A 17,872-nucleotide genomic window follows, 5' to 3' on the forward strand; every position below is an offset into this window, starting at 1 on the left:
TCAATCTAGTCATCGTCACGAAGTGCGTATGAATTCAAGTTGATGAATGTTTTCTGTGCGAAAGGAAGAGATGTATTCGCGATAAACAACAACTAAGAATGGCCTCGCCTGAATTACTCTCAGCGCCCAGCAGCTGGTCGATCTAGCGTTATGCACAAAAAAACGCTTACGAAATCAATGGCTTGATGCAGTAGCTATGGGTCAGACCCATGTGTGTATATTCAGTGTTTTTGGTCTGACGGTTTTCTTTGTTATCTTACACTTTGGTCTGACTAATTTGTTGACCGTTAAATCTGGTTTGGATTATAGTCGCGCTAGATGAAAAACATAAAAACGGAGACAGCATCATGTCAATCGAGCAACAAAATATAACCCGCCAACGAGACGGGAAAACTACGACAAGTTTTACTCAGCGCCCTTTAGCCCACTGGGTAAAAGCGCTTGCCGTCGCGGGTGTGGCTGCTAGCCCGCTCTTCTCTGGCGTGGCAATGGCACAAGAATCTGCGGCGTCAACTGAGGCGCTTGAGGAAATTACCGTTACCGGTACCCGCAAGCTAATCCAAGATCAAATTGCCATTAAGCGCGATGCCACCACGATTGTGGATGGCTTGTCGGCGTCGGATATCGGCGAGCTGCCAGCGCTCTCCATCGGCGAGGCGCTGGAGTCGATTACCGGTGCTTCGTCTCACCGTGAAAATGGCGGCGCCACGGAAATTACCATTCGTGGTCTTGGTCCGTTTTTGAGTGCGACCCACATGAATGGTCGCGAAGCGACTAATGGCTCGGGCGATCGCTCGGTAAACTTTTCCCAGTTCCCGTCGGAATTGATGAGTAAAGTGGCCATTGCTAAATCACAAGACGCCTCCATGATTGAAGGTGGTGTGGCCGGCGTGATTCTTTTGGAAACACTGAAGCCGTTAGAATACGGCAAGCAGCGTGTTCAAATTGATGCCAAAGCAAACTACAACCCGGACGAGGCAAACGTCGATAACTCCTTGCAGAGTGATTTAGGTTACCGCGGTACATTAAGCTACGTGGACCAGTTTGAGTTCGGCGATGGCCAAGCCATTGGTGTGTCCGTTGGCGCACAGCAACAATCTATTTCGCAACCAGAAGCTGAATACCGGGGTTCGGGCCCAAGCTCAACACCCACGTCGCTCTGGCCCTGCTTAAACGATCCCACAAATACCAATGAAGGCTTTTTCCGTGGCAGTTCAGGTGATTGTGAGGATCAAGTTTCAGGCCAAACCAACCAAGGTTATAACACAGCTATCGACCCGAATACCGGCAAGGCTGTTAGCGATGGCACGCCTTATGCGTGGACGGGCAGCACCCGTGGTTTCCGTCAAAATGAAACCTCTGATGAACGCGATTCTTTCTTCGTCGCCTTGCAATACCAGCCCTCTGACGCCTGGGATATCAACATCGATGCGCAGGTGTCAGATCGCATTCAAGCGGAAGAGCGCCACGATCTAAACTTTGATCAGAAGCGCGCCACTGTGGGTGTAACTGGCCCGAGTCTATTAGTTGATTCCAATAATCAAATTATTCATTGGGAAGGTGATGGCTACATTTATGCCGGCGGTGAAAAATTTTCGCGCGAAGAAAATTACGAGGGCTATGGTTTAAACATCGAGCACAGTTTCAATGAGCGTTTGAGCGTGAATTTTGATGCATCTTTTTCGCAAACAAATCGCGAAGAACTTCAGATAACGAACGATGCCCGCAGTCTTACGCGTGAGCGTATAACCTGGGATATGGGGAAAACGATTCCAAATATCACGGTCCAAGATTACGACGTTACCGCACTTGAAGGCTACAACCGCTTCAGAACCCGTATCGACCGGGAAGCTGTTCGCGAAAACACCATCGAAGCCTACCGGTTAGATGTCGATTACGCATTGGGCAATGATTTTATTACGTCTATTCAAGGTGGTATTCGTACCTCAGCGTTGCGCTACGTAGAAAAGGGTGCCGCGCGGACAGAAATTACTAACACCAGCTGGACCACAGAAACCGTTTTGGGCTCAGGCCTAACTATTTCCGAAGCTTGTGGTATAGATTTTCCTGAAAGTGGTTTGCTGGATCGCGTCAGCGATGGCAACTTAATCACCAACGTGGATGCCAATGGTAATGTGATTGCACAAGGCACCGGCAGCAGTTTTGCCGCCTACGACAACCAATGTATCTCCAACGCATTAAACGAGTTAAACGGTACAACTTTCGCGTACCCGGGCGTCACCTTATTAGATCCAGGTGCGACAAACGTTTCCGAAGATACCGTGGCGGCGTTTGTCATGGCTAACTACGAGTCCAGTTTTATGGAGCGGAGTTTGCGCGGTAACTTCGGTGTGCGCATTGTTCAAACCGATGTTGAGTCAGTCGGCTATCGGGCGCCTTATGTGGTGACCACAGACCCAACCACTGGCGTGTTATCACTCGATCCTGGCACCGGTATCGAGGCTGTTAAAGGTGGCGGTAGCTATACGGAATACCTGCCCAGCGTGAACTTTGTGTGGGACTACGCCGAAGACAAAATTATCCGCGGCGGCCTCTATCGCGGTATGTCTCGTGTTGAGCCAGCGGATATGGGCTACAGTCGCGAATTTATTTCCGCCGACGAAGATTCTAACCCGATGACGGTAGAAGATCTGTTGGCGGGTGCGGAAGGCTCCGGCAATCCAAATTTGAAACCGCTGATGTCTTGGAACGCCGATTTGTCATTGGAGTGGTATCCCACCGACGATGCGATTTTCTCAGCTGGCCTTTACTACAAAAAGTTTCTCGGTGGTTTTGAAAAGCGCACACAGTTGGAAAATTTTGAGGTCGACGGTGAAACCTACGCCTTGCCAATCACCAATGATGTTACCAGCGAACAAACCAGCAATCTCTATGGTTTAGAGATTACTGCGGCCTACCGTTGGGACTCTGGTATTGGCGTGAAGATGGGTTACAACATTGCCGACACTGACTTTGAATTTGAGGATGGCCTGTACGGCGATACTTACACCACGGATCTCAACGGCGTTACCACCCAATTAACGGATGGTCTAATCGCGCCAGCGTCGGTTCCCGGCTTCTCCAAGCAGGTATTTAACGGTCAGCTGTATTATCAAATTGGTGATTTTGATATCGCCGCCATTTACAAGTATCGCAGCAGCTACTTCCAGCCCTACACCAGCGATGGTACCCGTTTGCGTTATGTTGACGATGTCGGTACCTGGGAGATGCGCGCTTCCTACGACATTAATGATCACGTAAAAGTGAAGGTTGAAGGTATTAATTTGTTCGGCGCACCAAAAGTGCAGTACTACTTCGAAGAGGGCAACCTTGGTGAAGTAAACGATTACGGCGCGCGCCTGTTCGCAGGTATTACGGTGAAGTTCTAAGCACTTAGGTGTGATAAAAGCGCAGTAACCGAAACAACGTATTTTGGCTTACTGCTCAGCAAACAAAACCTTAGAAATCCAACAGGCGCACGTTTGTTGGATTTTTTTGTTTGGAACTAAGCATTATTTGACGGTAGATTTTCTATCAGTAGGTTACAAGTGCCTGCATTTCGGCAAGGTAACAATAGGTGCAGAAAAAGGCATAAAAAAAGGCAGCGCACTGGCTGCCTTGTCGTGATCGGATGTTTAGTAACTACCGGTGGTTAAATGGCTGAGAGAGAACTGCTGCCGGCTCTTCAGCGCCTCTTGACGAGCCGCCTCAATGGCTTGCGCTTCGGTCACATGAAGCAACGCATCGATTAGGCGAGCGAAATGCATGTGCATGGCCTTGCGCGCGGCGCCGGAATCTCGTGCCTTGAGCGCGTCGTAAATCGCCTTGTGCTCGTCGAGTCTATTTTTACCGTCGAGTTTGCACACACCCTCATAAGAGCGCTTAACCCGAGCGGACGTCTCTCGAATTTCCCACAAGCGCTTGATGGTCATCAGAATTGCGGCGTTATTGGTGGCCTGCGAGATGATTAGATGAAAGCGTCTGTCGGCGGCTTCTGCCGTGAGGTCGCCCTCTTTGTTTTCCTGAGCCATGAGGGCCAAGGTGCCTTCTAGCTCAACCAATTGCTCCGGCGTGATCATGGTAGCGGCAATGGCCGCCGCCTCGCCTTCTATAACGGCGCGAGCTTGGGTGAGTTCGAAAGGGCCAATGTCGGGGGCGTAAAAGGCAGCATTCTGTTGCGGCTCTTTAACGTAGACGCCAGAACCGGTTTTTACCCGTACACGGTCTAATGTCTCTAAGGCAATAATCGCTTCGCGTATGGTTAGGCGGCTGACCTGAAAGCGCTCGGCAAGTTCGCGCTCTGGCGGTAGGCGGCTACTAGGCGGATAGTCACCAGAATCAATCAATTTATTGATCTCTTCGACAACGTGCTGATAGAGACGACGTCCAGTCATTTGTTGTTCCCCTGTGGGTGTTAAGGCGCTGATGCCGCTGTTGTTGGGTAAAGCTATCTGATGGATTTTATCCCATATCGATTCGCCTGCATACCCGCTTGCGAGAGCCGGACTCAGGACGGTCATCCCGCCATTGTCGCCATCTCCCGAGCATTAGCTTAGTAGAGGCTCGGGCCAAAGCCAAGTAACCTGTCTGGCACTGAGGTCTGATTGTTTCGTGTCCTTTGGTGTGCCAGTTGGTTTACTTATTGGTCTGATTGTGGTTTTATGGCCTGCCCTTATTGCGCCTATGCTGCACAGGTATCAACTTAGGGGCCTGCCTCGGGTATGGGGCAAGTTGTGTTGAACATAATTCGAATAATGAACGTGACACGAGTAATCAGAATGAAAACGTCAAAAACAGCCTTTTTACTTCTTCCCCTTGCCTTGGCGATTAGCAGCTATGGCTTCGCCCTTGCGCCCAATGCCGTTACCGACAGCGGCAACGATGGTCACCCAGCCGCAAACACCTTGGATGGTTCTTTCGACCCAGAGTCCCGTTGGTCTGCGCAGGGCAGTGGGCAATATTTACAGTATGATTTTGGTTCGGTTCAGAACTTTAGCGGCGTCAATATCGGCTTTTACAAAGGCAATGAACGCAGCACCCGCTTTCAATTAGCCACATCGAATGATGGCGCAAACTGGTCGACGGTTTACGACGGTGCTTCGAGCGCGTCAACCTTGGCATTTGAAGCGTTTACGATCACCGGTGCCACTGGCCGCTATCTACGCTTAGTTGGTTTTGGCAATAGTGCCAACGATTGGAATAGCATCACCGAAGTGAGCTTTGATGGCGCTTCGGGCACCAGCTTAACGCCACTGACCATTCAAAGTGCCGCCGCCAGTGCCGACGATGGCAATGTTGCGAATAACGTGCTCGATGGCAGTATCTATACCCGTTGGAGCGCGAACGGCGCCGGTCAAACGCTCACGGTAGACTTGGGCGCGAGCAAAACCGTTGATGCAGTCGATTTGGCTTTCTACAAAGGCGATCAGCGTCAGGGCTTTTTTAATTTACAAGCCAGTACCAATGGCAGCGCTTGGACGACACTGGCATCTGGCTTGGTGAGCGCTGGTAGCAGCGTGCAAGCGGAGCGCTTTACCGTGCCAACCACCAGTGCCCGTTATGTGCGCTACGTGGGGAATGGCAACAGTGCAAACACCTGGAATAGTTTGACCGAAGTGAGCGTCTTATCGGCTTCTGGTTCGCCGACGCCGACGCCAACGCCAACGCCAACGCCGACGCCAACACCAACACCAACACCAACACCAACACCAACACCCACGCCAACACCGTCAGGCACCTGTTCTGGTATGGATTTATCGATTTGGGGTTACACCATTTCAGATGGTGTATCACACAATGATCAATCTGATATTCAAACGCTGGTGGATCGAACCAATATCGGTTCAGATCTCACCTTTGATAGCCAGGGCTGTCCAACCTTTAAGGCGCCCAACAAAGGCAGCACCTCTACCAACTCAAGTTTTGTGCGCAGCGAATTGCGAGAACTGATCAGCGAGTACACAGACAGTTCAGCTGATGTAAAAGGGCTAACCAAAAACAATTGGGTGACCAGCAAAGCGTCAGCTACTAACCAATCCCTCGTGGGCGGGGTTGATGGCACGCTGCGCGCCAAATTGAAAGTCAATGCGGTGTCTGTTGATGCCACCAGCAATGATCAAATTGGCCGTATTGTTGTGGGGCAAATTCACGGTGAAAATCACGAGCCGGTGAAAATCTATTACCGCAAATTACCCGAGCACAGCAAGGGCTCGGTATTTTTCACCGTCGACGGTGCCAGTGGCAGCCCCGTAGATCGCATCAATGTTGTGGGCTTCACCGACAAAAACGATACCGCCTCTGGCAGCAGTTCGGTAGAAGACCCCAGTAATGGCATTCCACTCGGCGCTGTTTGGGAGTATGAAATTAAACTGGTGGGTGATCAACTAACCGTTACCGTGTGGTACGACGGCAAGACCTACACAACGGCGAGCTCCATTGCTTACACCAAGACGCGTTCAAAAGTGTTAATCAGTAACAGCAGCGACATTAATGCGATCACAATAGCAGACTTCTATAAAGATGATTACATGTACTTTAAAGCCGGTTTGTATAATCAAAACAACACAGGTACCGCCAGCCCTAATTACGCGTCGGCTACCTTTTATACCATTGATGTACAACACGACTAAGTTGATGTAAACGGTTCCCTCGTCGTGCGACTGAAAAACCGAGAGTTTTGTATCGCGCGCTCTTTCATTTTCTAGTTTGCACCTTATGCGTCATACCCTCGGGATGGCGCTTTTTTTTACCTTTTCATCACGCAAGGCAGCTTGTAGAGCGAAGTTATAAAACGGCTTTTATAGAACACTTTAATAGGACAATTTAATAGGACATTTTAATAGAACAGCTTCAAAGAGCAGCGTTATGCAAGTCTGGCCAAGAAGCAGCGAAGGATCAACATCGCCGCTAGAAGTGAAATCTGGCTTACATTAAAAAGAGAGATAAAAACTATGCTGATACACAAACTAGGCGTTAAAAAAATAACCATAAAATCAATCCCATTGTGTTTCCTTTTTCTGATCGCCTCAACTCAGGCAGACAAACTATCTAATGCGAGTTTTGAACAGCAGTGGCAGGGTTGGCAGTACGCGAATGGCGCTTCAATTTCAGACAAGGCTCGCACAGGGGAGGCATCAGTAAAGCTCAGTCAGGCGGGCGCAGTTGTGAGCCGCGTGGTCGACGTGCAACCAGACACTCGCTACCGAGTAACGGCTTATGTATTAGGTGCGGGAACCCTCGGTGCGAAAGCGGATGGACACATGTACTTCGATCAGCCGGAACGAAAAACCAAAGATTGGACAAAACTGTCGGTAACCTTCGAGAGCGGTGGCGCTAAGCAAGCCGTGCTATTCGCAACTTATGCCGGCCTAGAAGGCCGATTCGATGATTTCACTTTCGAAGCCGTGCGGGATGATAGCGCAGAGCTGGCGGCTTCCATTGTGGCAAAAAGTGATGGCGGCACAGGCCTTTCACCCGATCTACCGCCAAGCCGGAATTTTGATTTGTTAGGCTGGTACCTAAGCACGCCGCGCGATGACGACGACGATGGCGTGGGTGATATCTACCATGAGGTCGAATTGGCACAGGGCTTTGAAGACGACCTCTACTTTTTTACCCGCTGGGACGGCGGCATGACGTTTCGCGCGCCCAATAAAGGCGGACGCACGTCAGCCAATACGAAATTTACCCGCAGTGAGTTACGCGAAATGTTGCGCCGCGGCGATAAGGCCATTAAAACCAAAGCGGCCGGTGGGCCGAACAAGAACAATTGGGTTTTTTCCAGTACCTCAGCGCGCACCCAGCGCCTCGCCGGCGGCGTAGATGGTCGCATGGCAGCAACGCTGGCCGTTAACTACGTAACAGTAACCGGCGAGCCCTACCAAGTTGGCCGCGTTATCATTGGTCAAATTCATGCCAGCGAAAACGAACCTATTCGGCTCTATTACCGCAAGCTACCCAACAACACCCGCGGCTCTATTTATATGGCACACGAACCGGCGCCCGGCCACGGCGAAGAAGTGCTTATCGATATCATCGGTAGCCGAGCCGATAACGCACCCGACCCGGCCGATGGCATAGCCCTGGATGAAAAGTTTTCCTATGTGATCGATGCTAAAGGCCACCGCCTAAGCGTTGATATTCTGGTTAACGGCAAAGTACGCGCGCAGCAAGTGTTTGATATGAGCCGCTCTGGCTATGATGCAAGTGACGACTATATGTATTTTAAAGCCGGTGTTTACAATCAAAATAACACCGGCGATTCCGATGATTTTGTTCAAGCTACTTTTTATACGTTAGAAACCAGCCACCACAAACCTAACTAAACATTGAGGGCCGTGAGTGCCTATCGGTAAGGTGTGAATGGTAGCAGAGCTCAGGGCATCTTGCGTGCCCTGAATTTTTGTCAGGTCATTAAGTTGCTATTTGTACAATAAAACAGCCCGTTTAGCTTTTGCAAAGCGCAGCTCTGGCCACCACGTAGGGTTGAACTTACTTGATAACATTTCCATAGTGCAGCCGGCTGAGGCGAGTGCGGGTGGTTTTTCTTGCGCCTGCTTCTATTTATGTTGATGCATTTAGGTATCTATTCATTCACGTATCTGTCTAAGTATCTATCCATTCACGTATCTGTCTAAGTATCTCTTTAAGCCTCTAGCTTTTATCTGTCTAGGTATCAACGTAGTTATGATAGCGGCTGAGTCCGTGGCGGGTACTGTATAGGTAAACCACTAAATAAAAGGTTGTGACAAATGATTGCGGGAAAATATTTCAACATCTGTATGGCAGCTTTACTGTTGATTTTTACCCTGCCAGCCCAAGCCCACGATGGTAACAAAGGCTGGGTTACAGCAACGGGGTATTACCTCTGGACCAACACCTATGGCGAGCCGCAAATTCGTGTGCAAACCCAAGATGGTTACTACAACCCAGCCGAAACTTGTACCGAATTAGATTCCTATATGGTGGATACGCGGTTATCGAGTGAGGTGCAAAGCCGCATATACAGCGTGCTGTTAGCGGCATCTCTGGCGAGCAAACCGGTGCGCCTGTATATCAGCATAGATAGCTGCGAGCGCGGTGGGCCAATGATTCAGGTTGTTGTTATTAGCTAAGTTGCTGAGCCATGCAGGCAGAAAGGGCGGCTAATTGGTACTAAGGTTTGCGTTTGCCGGCAAGGTGTTGGGGCACCTAAATTTACCGGAAAATTTAAAAATCAAACAAATAATGACCGTATAGTATCAATTTTTAAGGCGTTTATTCGTTGAACTTAAGTGCTAAGTATTATATAAACACGCCCTTAAATTATTAATGGACTACCTAAAGAGGCAACGGAATTGCTGAATCCCACCGTATCAAAAGCTTTTCTCTTTGCGTTCTCGCTGTGCTTGTCATCACTTACGTCTGCAGGTCAGCAAACAGGTTTTGTCTCAGCACTTCATGTTCGCGCCAGCGATGGCCTTACTTATTTTTTCCTCAACGGTTCAGCAATGGCCGATGCACCTGCTTGTGCAACACATGGCTATTGGATGATTAAAGATGAAACGTCCAAAGCCGGTGAGCGCCAATATGCACTGCTCTTGGCGGCGGCAGCGGCAAAGAAGGAAATTAGTGTTGTGGGTATGAATAGCTGTAGCCGCTGGAGCGATGGCGAAGATGTTAATGCCATTACTTGGTCAAATCCTTAGCTGATTCGAGCCACTTTTAATAGGATGATTTAATCATGACCAAGCGTATGTTGAGTGCCTTTTGTTTTTTATTCTTGGTATCTAGTCAAGTTTATGCAGCTACGTGGCATTCAAGCACGATAAAGAAAATTTACCCGCTTGGCAGCGGCAGTGTGGTGCTGTTGTTCGAAACCGATAGCCCCGCGTGCACTAATGGCAGTACACCAAAATATTATTACATCAACGTTGGTGCAAATAGTATGACCGCAGAGGGGCGAGATGCGTTGTTATCGGTTGCACTAACCGCCGCCGCTACTGGTAAGCAGGTGTCCATTAATTTTGATGAAACATCGGACTCCTGTGACATCAATCGTCTGAGCGTGGATTTTGGGTCTTAGTGGCTGTGGTGGGTCGGGGTCAACGTCGTTCAAAATTAATTGCGTGTAATTGCTGGAATTTATATTAATGAATGCTTTAGATGGGGATGTCATGTCTACAATAACTCGATGTGTGCTGTTGGTGAAACGAGCGCTAATGCTTGTTTTGGTTGCGGCCGGCGTGATGGGTGGGGCGCAGGTAATGGCTTCAAGTGTACAAGTGACGGGTACGGCCACAACCTTCACTGCCGCTGCAACTACCGACATGCTCGACGTTGCCGCACCGAATCAGCAGCAGGTCTCCGTTAATCGCTTTTCTCGCTTTGAAGTAACGGGCCGGCCTTTGTCGATTACCAACCTGAGCTCGAGTGTCAACGGCGAACTAGCAGATCTGATTGTGATCATTGCAGACGATATCGTAATCAATGCCCCCATTACTATTTTGGGGCCAGCGGCAGATCTACTATTTATCTCGCCGACCAACGGTGTCGTTCAATGTAGTGCCTGCCAATTTAATAACGTCTATCGTGTTTCCTTGGTGTCGGTACAGGGCGAGGGTAATTTAGGTACGCCACAGTCGGTTGATGGCGCCATTTTTGGCACATTAACAGCATCCTCCGGTGGTAGTGTAATCGTTTCTACCTTAGATGCGCCCGGTGCATTAGCTGTTGATTTAGTGGCGGCAAACGTACAGGTAAGTGGAGTTGTTAACACGCATCAACGCGCTAACAGAACAACTGCCGGCAGCTATAAGGCGGATCTGAATGGTAGTTATACTATTGGTGCCGGCGGCGTCAACGTCGTGGGCGCAGCGGCCTATTGGAATTACGATGCACAGCGAGTTAACGGATACATCTCTGGTAGCGCGGCATCCGCTAATATAAACGCATCGCTCAGCACAACCGCACTAAAAATTTTTGCCAATGACGCATTAGTGTTCGCCGGCTCAGTTAATACCTCCACCTCTATTAACAGTGCCGTGCGTTACCGAGGCAACACGCGTATCACGGAAGAGCAAGTTTCGGTAACACAGGTAGGCGAAAATGCGGTTAATGTTCAAGCAAATGTAATATCGAATGGTGCCGTTTCTTTTATGGCGGGTGGGAATGTTATTGTTCCCATTGGTAAAGCTATAAAAGCGGGCAATCTAACACTCATATCGAGTAAGCGTATAGAGAACTATGGCGCCATCAACGCCGGTGTTGTAGAGGGTGCCGCGGAGGCAGTGCGTAATGAAGGCAGTATAGATGCCGACGCGAAAATTGAATTGTGGGCTAATAAATCCATTGTTAATCACCGTGGCGGTGCTATTCGCAGTCACACGGTTTCGCTCGAGTCGGAAAATGGTTACGTGCTCAATGGTTCGCGTACGCCCTTCAAATATGAATCTGAAGAATTCATACCTTACCCAGCCAACTACACCAACAGCCTAAACCCGATTAAGTTAGGTACCTTCTATGCAAACAATACGGAGGCTTTGGCGCCAGTAGCCAGCCAAGCAAAATTTAGCAAATCCTCGGCGCATATTGCGGGTGCTGTCGTAAAAATTAAGGCGCAAGCATTCGAAAATATAAACCCTTACTACCTCAAGCTTTTGCCTGACGAGCAGCCGCTGCTCGATCGTGAGCTTCTGGCGCAGGTTTCGGTTATCGCCGAGCAAAATATGAAGATTAAAGGCGATAAATATTTGGTCAACGCCTCGGCACTGTTGGGCGTGCAGTCGTCTACAGGTTTAATGGAGTTGGACGCACCGCAAATTATTAACGAACGTTATCGCGTGCTCAGTCTGATGGATCAAGATCATACGGTGGTGACGAATAGCGCCTCTAATGGATATGGCTATAACTACCAGTCGTCTTCCTCAGAAGTTTATAAAACAGTCGTTGCTACTTACTCACCTCCTGGTCTGATGTTTTCGATGGGAAGATATTCGGCAATGGCCTCAAGTGAATACGTAAACGCCGTAGGTTATGTTGAGTTGTTTGGCGATGCTGAATTTTCAACGGGTACCTTTGCTGACATTGGCCTCGAGCATGGGCAGGTTCAGAAAGATCTTACGGTCACCTCTTACTATGGCGGCTATTGTTCCTATGGTTGTACTGCGCAACAAACGGCAAGTGCCTTAGGCGATCCCCAAGAGATGGATTCACTGTTTTACGTGGGTGGTAATGTGAAAGTATCTACCCAGTTAAGCGCTTGCGCCGCCTCGGCGAGCGCATGTTTTCTAAATGTAAGCTCATTTGACGCTTACTTGAATATGGCGATTGACCAGATAGTTGCTTCCAATAGTAATTATCGAAACGAACAAGATTTTGGAGGAGTTGACTATGTATCGTATTCGAAATCGTTCCAGATCAGTGGGCTTGATGATTTCGATGACAAATTCTATATCTCATGGAATGAGATAATTGAGAAGAAAATTTTAGTCGGAGAAGTATTCGATACCTCGACGGCTGTGAAGCAAGGCGTTGACGAATACTCTATCTGGCAAGTGATGAAAAATCTCTACCAGCAAGTTGTGACCTGGTGGACCGATCTAACTGCTGAAATAAACTGGTGGAACTGAGGATGATTGTCATGAAAGCATTATCACGTTTGAAAAAAATCATCTTCCGCAAGCAAGTATTCAATCGCACTGTCGCTTACCTTACGGTTTTTTCTATCCTATTCCCTATCGCCTCACCGAGTGTGGCGTTGGCGCTAGATAATATCCAAATACAGCAAGACTTCGATTTACACCCATTGTTCCTTAATCAGGGCACCAGTGCCTCCGAAATGTATCAAGCCAAGCCCTATGTAGAGGCCTTTGCACCTCAAGGCGCAAAAACTGTACAAGGTTTTTATAAGGATTTATGGGACACGCGCCGTGCGGCGTTGGGTGAAGTCACTTACGTGCCGGTAAGCAATGGCGGCATCACTTTCTTTATTCCTCTCTATAACAACCCTAAACAGGTAGGTTCGCCCTTGGTTCAGGCCCGCTACGTGCGCGCACAAATCAGCGGCCTGTTGGGGCGCAATCTAATTGACGGCGATACAGACGCCTATAAAACCGAAGTGGCGCAGCTGAATACGCTGTATGCCAATGCACTAAGCTATGTTGATGAAAATCCTGGGTTAGTTTATGGCACACCACTAAATCTACCGCAAGATGGCGGCGCGCCTGTGCGAGACATGATTTGGCCAGAGCAGCGCCTGATACATGGTCAGCAAGTGATGGTGCCGGTGGTTTATCTCACTCAGGCCACCGTGGCTACGCGCCGCGTGACTGACCATCAAATTGAATTTGTAGCTGGCGCCACATTCGATGGTCTAGCCATTGACGGTGTCACCATAAAAGCCGGTCGCGATGCTTTTATTAATGTCTTGGGTGATTTAACTAATAATCAAGGGCATATAGCTGGCGGCGGTGAGTTGGAAGTCGCCGTTGGCGGTACGCTGAGTAATATCTCTGGTGTAATTAGCGCACAAAACGATTTGCGTATTGGTGCAAACAACATTACCAGCAAAACCATCGTTTACCGCTATGACTTTGGCGCTAGCCAGGGCGGTTCATTTGGTGAAATCGCGACTATTCAGGCTGGCGGTGATGTCACTCTGCGCGCCTACTCAGATATTCAATTACAAGGAGCGGCGGTCAATGCCGGCGGGGAGATTACGCTCGCTGCCAACGGTAATATCTATGTTGGCGGTGTGCAATACGCCACCAATAGTACCACTCGCGCACACGGCTGGTACAAGCAAACCTCTGGCATGGAGTACCTGCGTTCGACGCTTACTGCAGCCGAAGCCATCGAATTTATTGCCAATGGTCAAATCCAAATCGATGGTGCTGAGCTCATTAGCGACGAAGGTCATATCAATATTCTCGCTGGTATGGGTATCACCATTCAGAACGATTGGGATCAAAGCCGATATGTTGGTAAATACAAAAAGGGTGGCAAGAAAAAGTCTGAAGAGGCTTACGAAACAGTCGCTATTCGTGCGCTCTTAGATGCTGGAAAAGGCGTCACATTACATACTGAATTTGGTGATATTAACCTCACTGCCACGGAAATAAATTCAAGTGCAGGGGTAGAAGTATCTGCTGCCAATGGCAGTGTGAACTTGCTCGTAGCGAAAGAGACCGATCACTACAGTTACCATGCAGAAAGCAGCACGCTGTTTACTAAGCGCACGATTGATAAAGGTCACGTGATCGAAAACGTGGTGCACAACAGTATTGTAGGCGGTTTAAAAGTTAGTGCCCTCTATGGCCTGAACGTGGAGTACGAAGGCGGCCAAGACCGAACCTTCAAAGGTCAAATAAATCAGTTCCGTCAAATCGAAGAACTGAAATGGATGGCAGATATTTACGACAACCCAGAGCTGGATGTTAACTGGACAGAGGTTGAAGAGAATTTTGACGAGTGGAGTGAAGATAATACCTCGTTGAATGCGGCGGCTATGGCGATTATTGCGATTGCGGTGGCGGTGGCGACGGGTGGTGCTGGGTTTGCGAGTCTTGCGTCGATGGGCGCAATTGGTGGAACGACTACGGCAACTACGGCCGCACTTAGTGCCGGCTGGACAAGTCTTGTGACTACTGCAGTCGTTGCATCTACAAATGCTGCTGTTAATGGTGGAAACTTTTCAGATATCCATAAAGCAGCATTCGATGCAGTAGTAAGCAAGGACGGGCTTAAATCTTTAGCGGTTGCGATGGTGACTGCTGGGGTGATGGCTAAGATTGATGCGAAGTTTTTTAAGGCACCTACGGAAGAGGCTCAATTATCACTGACAAATGATTGGATTTCTCAGAACCCTGGGTTTTCGCCTACGCAGCTAGCAGATTTTCAAGCGTCTATGACCAAAACCACATTGACTTGGCAGGTTGGGCAGGCGATCACGCATTCCGCTGTAAAGGCGGCTGCGCCCATTATTGTTGAAGGAGGAACTCTCTCAGAGTTTGGTGAAGATTTTTTAATTGAAATTGCAAAGTATGGCGTAAATACCATTGGAAAGGAGTTTGCCACAAAAATCGGTATTGCAGCCCATGGCAATGGTGAGCAGCAGCCGCCAACAATTGGAGTAGCAACACAGTATATTGCTCATGCTGCTCTTGGGTGCAGCGTGGCCGTTGCCACGTCTGCCATTGATCATGGAGATACGTCGGCAGCCAAAAATTCATGCTTAAGCGGGGCTGGCGGCGCGGTAGTTGGTGAATTTGTTGCTCAACAGTACAGAGAAAAAATTTTAACGGATATAGCTTCTTGGGCGAAAGATAAGGTGATAGCTGCTGAAGGTGGAGCAGCGCCTAACGAATTAGAGTTTCGTAAAGAGTTGGATAGAATGCGCGCTCAAGGTGTAGATATAGCGAAACTATCGGCGGCATTTTTAGCTTTTGCTGTTGGCGGAGATGTCAATCTCGCCGCTGCTGCGGGAGAGAATGCTGCAGAAAATAATGCGTTGGTTTCTGGATTGTTTTTGCTTGCTCTCGCAACCATTGCGTATATGACAGCTGTTGGAGAAGGTAATATTCTCATTGGAATGAGTAAAATCTCCGATGGGGATCACCCTATAGGTCGTGCTTTGAGGGAAGGTGGAACTCAAGCTCTTGAGTTATCGATGCAGACCGCACCAGAAGAGACGCTTCAGGCCATGGAGTTTTTAAATACCGTGGGCGGTGTTATCAATACAGGTGCTGTATGGGCAATTGAAACCTGCGATTCTGGATTGGGGGGGGGGTGCACCACTGTTATCGTAGCCTACGAAAATATTCCTGATGAGATAAGAAAGCCGTTAGAGGGCGCAGGCGCATCATTTAGCTTAATTATTCCTCCTGCCGGATTATCAAAGCTCAAGGTCTATAAGGATCTTGGGGATCAAAACCTGCCTGTCGGTGAAATGTGGGTAGATGGCAGTCACAAGGCTTGGGACGTTAAACCAGATGAAAAGCAGATTTTTGAAGGGACGAATTTAGGCCAGACAGTAGCACTGCTACCAAAGACGTTAGAGCAGCAAAGAGAATTAGCCATATTAGCGGCTGAGGCTCGAACTGAAATAATGGTAGATCCGTCTATTCTAGTAGGTCTTCTATCTGAAGCCCAATTGAACAAGATGAAGATCGATTTCCTCGCTCGAATGTATCTCGGCCATGCAATAGAAAAACTGATCTCTGAGAAAAGGCTAGAGGCATTGGAGGTGAACCCGGATAGCGTTTTAGCTGACATGGACTGGACTGGTGTTAGCAACAAGCCGTATGATTTTAAGAATCCCACTGACGATATTACTTTTGAAGTGACCACCAATTCGAAAGCTAGCATTCTAAAGCACCAAGATAGAGCGGAAGTGGACATTGTGATAACTTATGATGCGTTTTCTGTTGAAGACTTAAAGTTAATCAATGGAAATTTATGAGGGAAGTAGGATGAAACAGGTATGTATAGACGATGATTTTCTAGAGGGTGATGACATCTTTTCGCTAAGATGCGGGAGGTATGATCAGGTTCAATTCAAATCCTTGCAGTTTAGAGCTGGCCCTAAAAAAAACATAAGAATCGAAGATACCATTTTTTCAAAATGCTCTGTTCTAAATGGCATATGTAGTATCGGTAGATTTGTTTCTTTGGAAGATGTTTCATTTATAGATCTGGCTGTAAAGGAAATGGAGATTTCCGCTGGCGCCTTATTGAACAATGTAATTATTTCAGGAGCTAAGACAAAATTTTTAACTATTAAAAGGCTCTACAAAGATACCGCGTTGCATGAAATGGAGGCCAGTGCAGTAACTGGAATCGTTGATGTTAGTGGGTTCTCTGGTGCGCTGGAGATATTTAATTTTCCAGTCGACAGATTGAAGTTAAACGTTGAATCACATTTTGTGGTTGATTTTAAAATGCTTGATTCTATACCGTGGGAAGATTTGGGGATTGTTAAGGTGGGCGGATATTGGTATCAATCTATCTCTCGCCTAGCGAAACGGGAATCCCCGGAAGCAGTATTTTCTATTCCAAAATCAGGGCCTGCTCTTGATGAATTCAATGTATTAAGGCGGGAAAAGTTTTTTTAACGGGATCAGACAACGAGGTCAAGGATTTAGGTAATCGCGGATGAGGTGAATTGGATAAAGAATCGAAGAGGACGGAGAATACCAATTGTCGAGATCAATGGGGTCAGAGTCGTTGATTGAGTATGCTCAACAGGGATCAATAAGTGCTGTCAGATGAAACTTAAGACGCGCATTTCATCCTGCTCCATGGAATTCCGTGGGCAGTTTACTTAATTGATGCCTGTGTTCTTGAGTATTTTATTTGGTTGGGCTCGCCTTGATGTTTAACGACTTTTTGTCGGTTGTTCTATGATAAGTCGCTGGTTCTCTGAGATGTAGCATCGAACGAATGGTGTTGAAGATCGCGAGAGTGGATCAATTTTACCGGTTAAAATATGAGGGAGCGAATGCTTAGGTTAGTGTTGTTAGTTGCATCTATATTGGGCTCATCAGTTGTAAGCGCCAATAACTATGTAAGAGGGCAGATCACTTCGTTGTTAGGGTCGGGTGCAGATCCAGCAGTTCGCGTGGGAGCCAATCTTGTGCCATCTGCATGCAATGGTGGGTCGTACGGTTGGTTGCATTTCTACGGCACGCCTCAGGAGCGTCAGTGGATATATACCACAGCATTAGCCATGTCTGTGGCTGGCAAGGTAGTTACGGTGTATACCAATTCAGATGGAGCTCGTTGTGAAATTACCAATATCCAGGTTACGGATGGTTTGAACTAGCTAAACCAAGTTACGATCAAGGGGTCAGACTCCTTGATCTAAAGTTTGGGGTCAGAGCATGGCGGGTTAAAC

General features: G+C 48.2%; 10 protein-coding genes. 9 read left to right on the plus strand and 1 reads right to left on the minus strand.

Annotated elements, in window-relative coordinates; translation table 11 throughout:
• The first annotated feature begins 347 nt into the window (after positions 1–347).
• On the plus strand, positions 348–3,389 hold the full coding sequence (locus ACGHTT_RS01420) for a TonB-dependent receptor (RefSeq protein WP_390593067.1): 3,042 nt from the start codon (positions 348–350) through the stop codon (positions 3,387–3,389).
• 246 nt (positions 3,390–3,635) lie between these two features.
• Here ACGHTT_RS01420 and ACGHTT_RS01425 read toward each other — a convergent pair whose 3' ends face one another.
• Positions 3,636–4,394 (minus strand): FadR/GntR family transcriptional regulator, encoded by a 759-nt coding sequence (locus ACGHTT_RS01425; protein WP_390593068.1) that lies wholly within the window; start codon positions 4,392–4,394, stop codon positions 3,636–3,638.
• A gap of 384 nt (positions 4,395–4,778) precedes the next feature.
• Here ACGHTT_RS01425 and ACGHTT_RS01430 point away from each other — a divergent pair, with 384 nt between their 5' ends.
• The 8 genes from ACGHTT_RS01430 (at position 4,779) to ACGHTT_RS01465 (ending at position 17,090) form a co-directional block, all read left to right on the plus strand.
• Positions 4,779–6,629 (plus strand): polysaccharide lyase family 7 protein, encoded by a 1,851-nt coding sequence (locus ACGHTT_RS01430; protein WP_390593071.1) that lies wholly within the window; start codon positions 4,779–4,781, stop codon positions 6,627–6,629.
• Positions 6,630–6,950: 321 nt separating this feature from the next.
• Entirely contained in the window at positions 6,951–8,324 is a 1,374-nt protein-coding gene (locus ACGHTT_RS01435) for a polysaccharide lyase family 7 protein (RefSeq protein WP_390593072.1), read from the plus strand.
• A 426-nt stretch (positions 8,325–8,750) separates the two neighbouring features.
• Positions 8,751–9,113, plus strand: a complete 363-nt coding sequence (locus tag ACGHTT_RS01440) for a hypothetical protein (protein WP_390593073.1) — start codon at positions 8,751–8,753, stop codon at positions 9,111–9,113.
• Between the two features lie 222 nt (positions 9,114–9,335).
• Positions 9,336–9,686, plus strand: coding sequence for a hypothetical protein (locus ACGHTT_RS01445; RefSeq protein WP_390593074.1), 351 nt, complete (start codon positions 9,336–9,338; stop codon positions 9,684–9,686).
• Between the two features lie 35 nt (positions 9,687–9,721).
• Complete coding sequence (locus ACGHTT_RS01450; RefSeq protein ID WP_390593075.1) at positions 9,722–10,063, plus strand: response regulator receiver protein; 342 nt, start codon at positions 9,722–9,724, stop codon at positions 10,061–10,063.
• 91 nt (positions 10,064–10,154) lie between these two features.
• Entirely contained in the window at positions 10,155–12,608 is a 2,454-nt protein-coding gene (locus ACGHTT_RS01455; RefSeq protein ID WP_390593076.1) for a hypothetical protein, read from the plus strand.
• A gap of 11 nt (positions 12,609–12,619) precedes the next feature.
• Complete coding sequence (locus ACGHTT_RS01460) at positions 12,620–16,438, plus strand: DUF637 domain-containing protein (protein WP_390593077.1); 3,819 nt, start codon at positions 12,620–12,622, stop codon at positions 16,436–16,438.
• Positions 16,439–16,448: 10 nt separating this feature from the next.
• Positions 16,449–17,090 (plus strand): hypothetical protein, encoded by a 642-nt coding sequence (locus ACGHTT_RS01465; RefSeq protein WP_390593078.1) that lies wholly within the window; start codon positions 16,449–16,451, stop codon positions 17,088–17,090.
• The last annotated feature ends 782 nt before the right edge of the window (positions 17,091–17,872 follow it).

Origin of the sequence: Simiduia litorea, from assembly GCF_042853465.1 — a bacterium.
GTDB lineage: Bacteria > Pseudomonadota > Gammaproteobacteria > Pseudomonadales > Cellvibrionaceae > Simiduia > Simiduia litorea.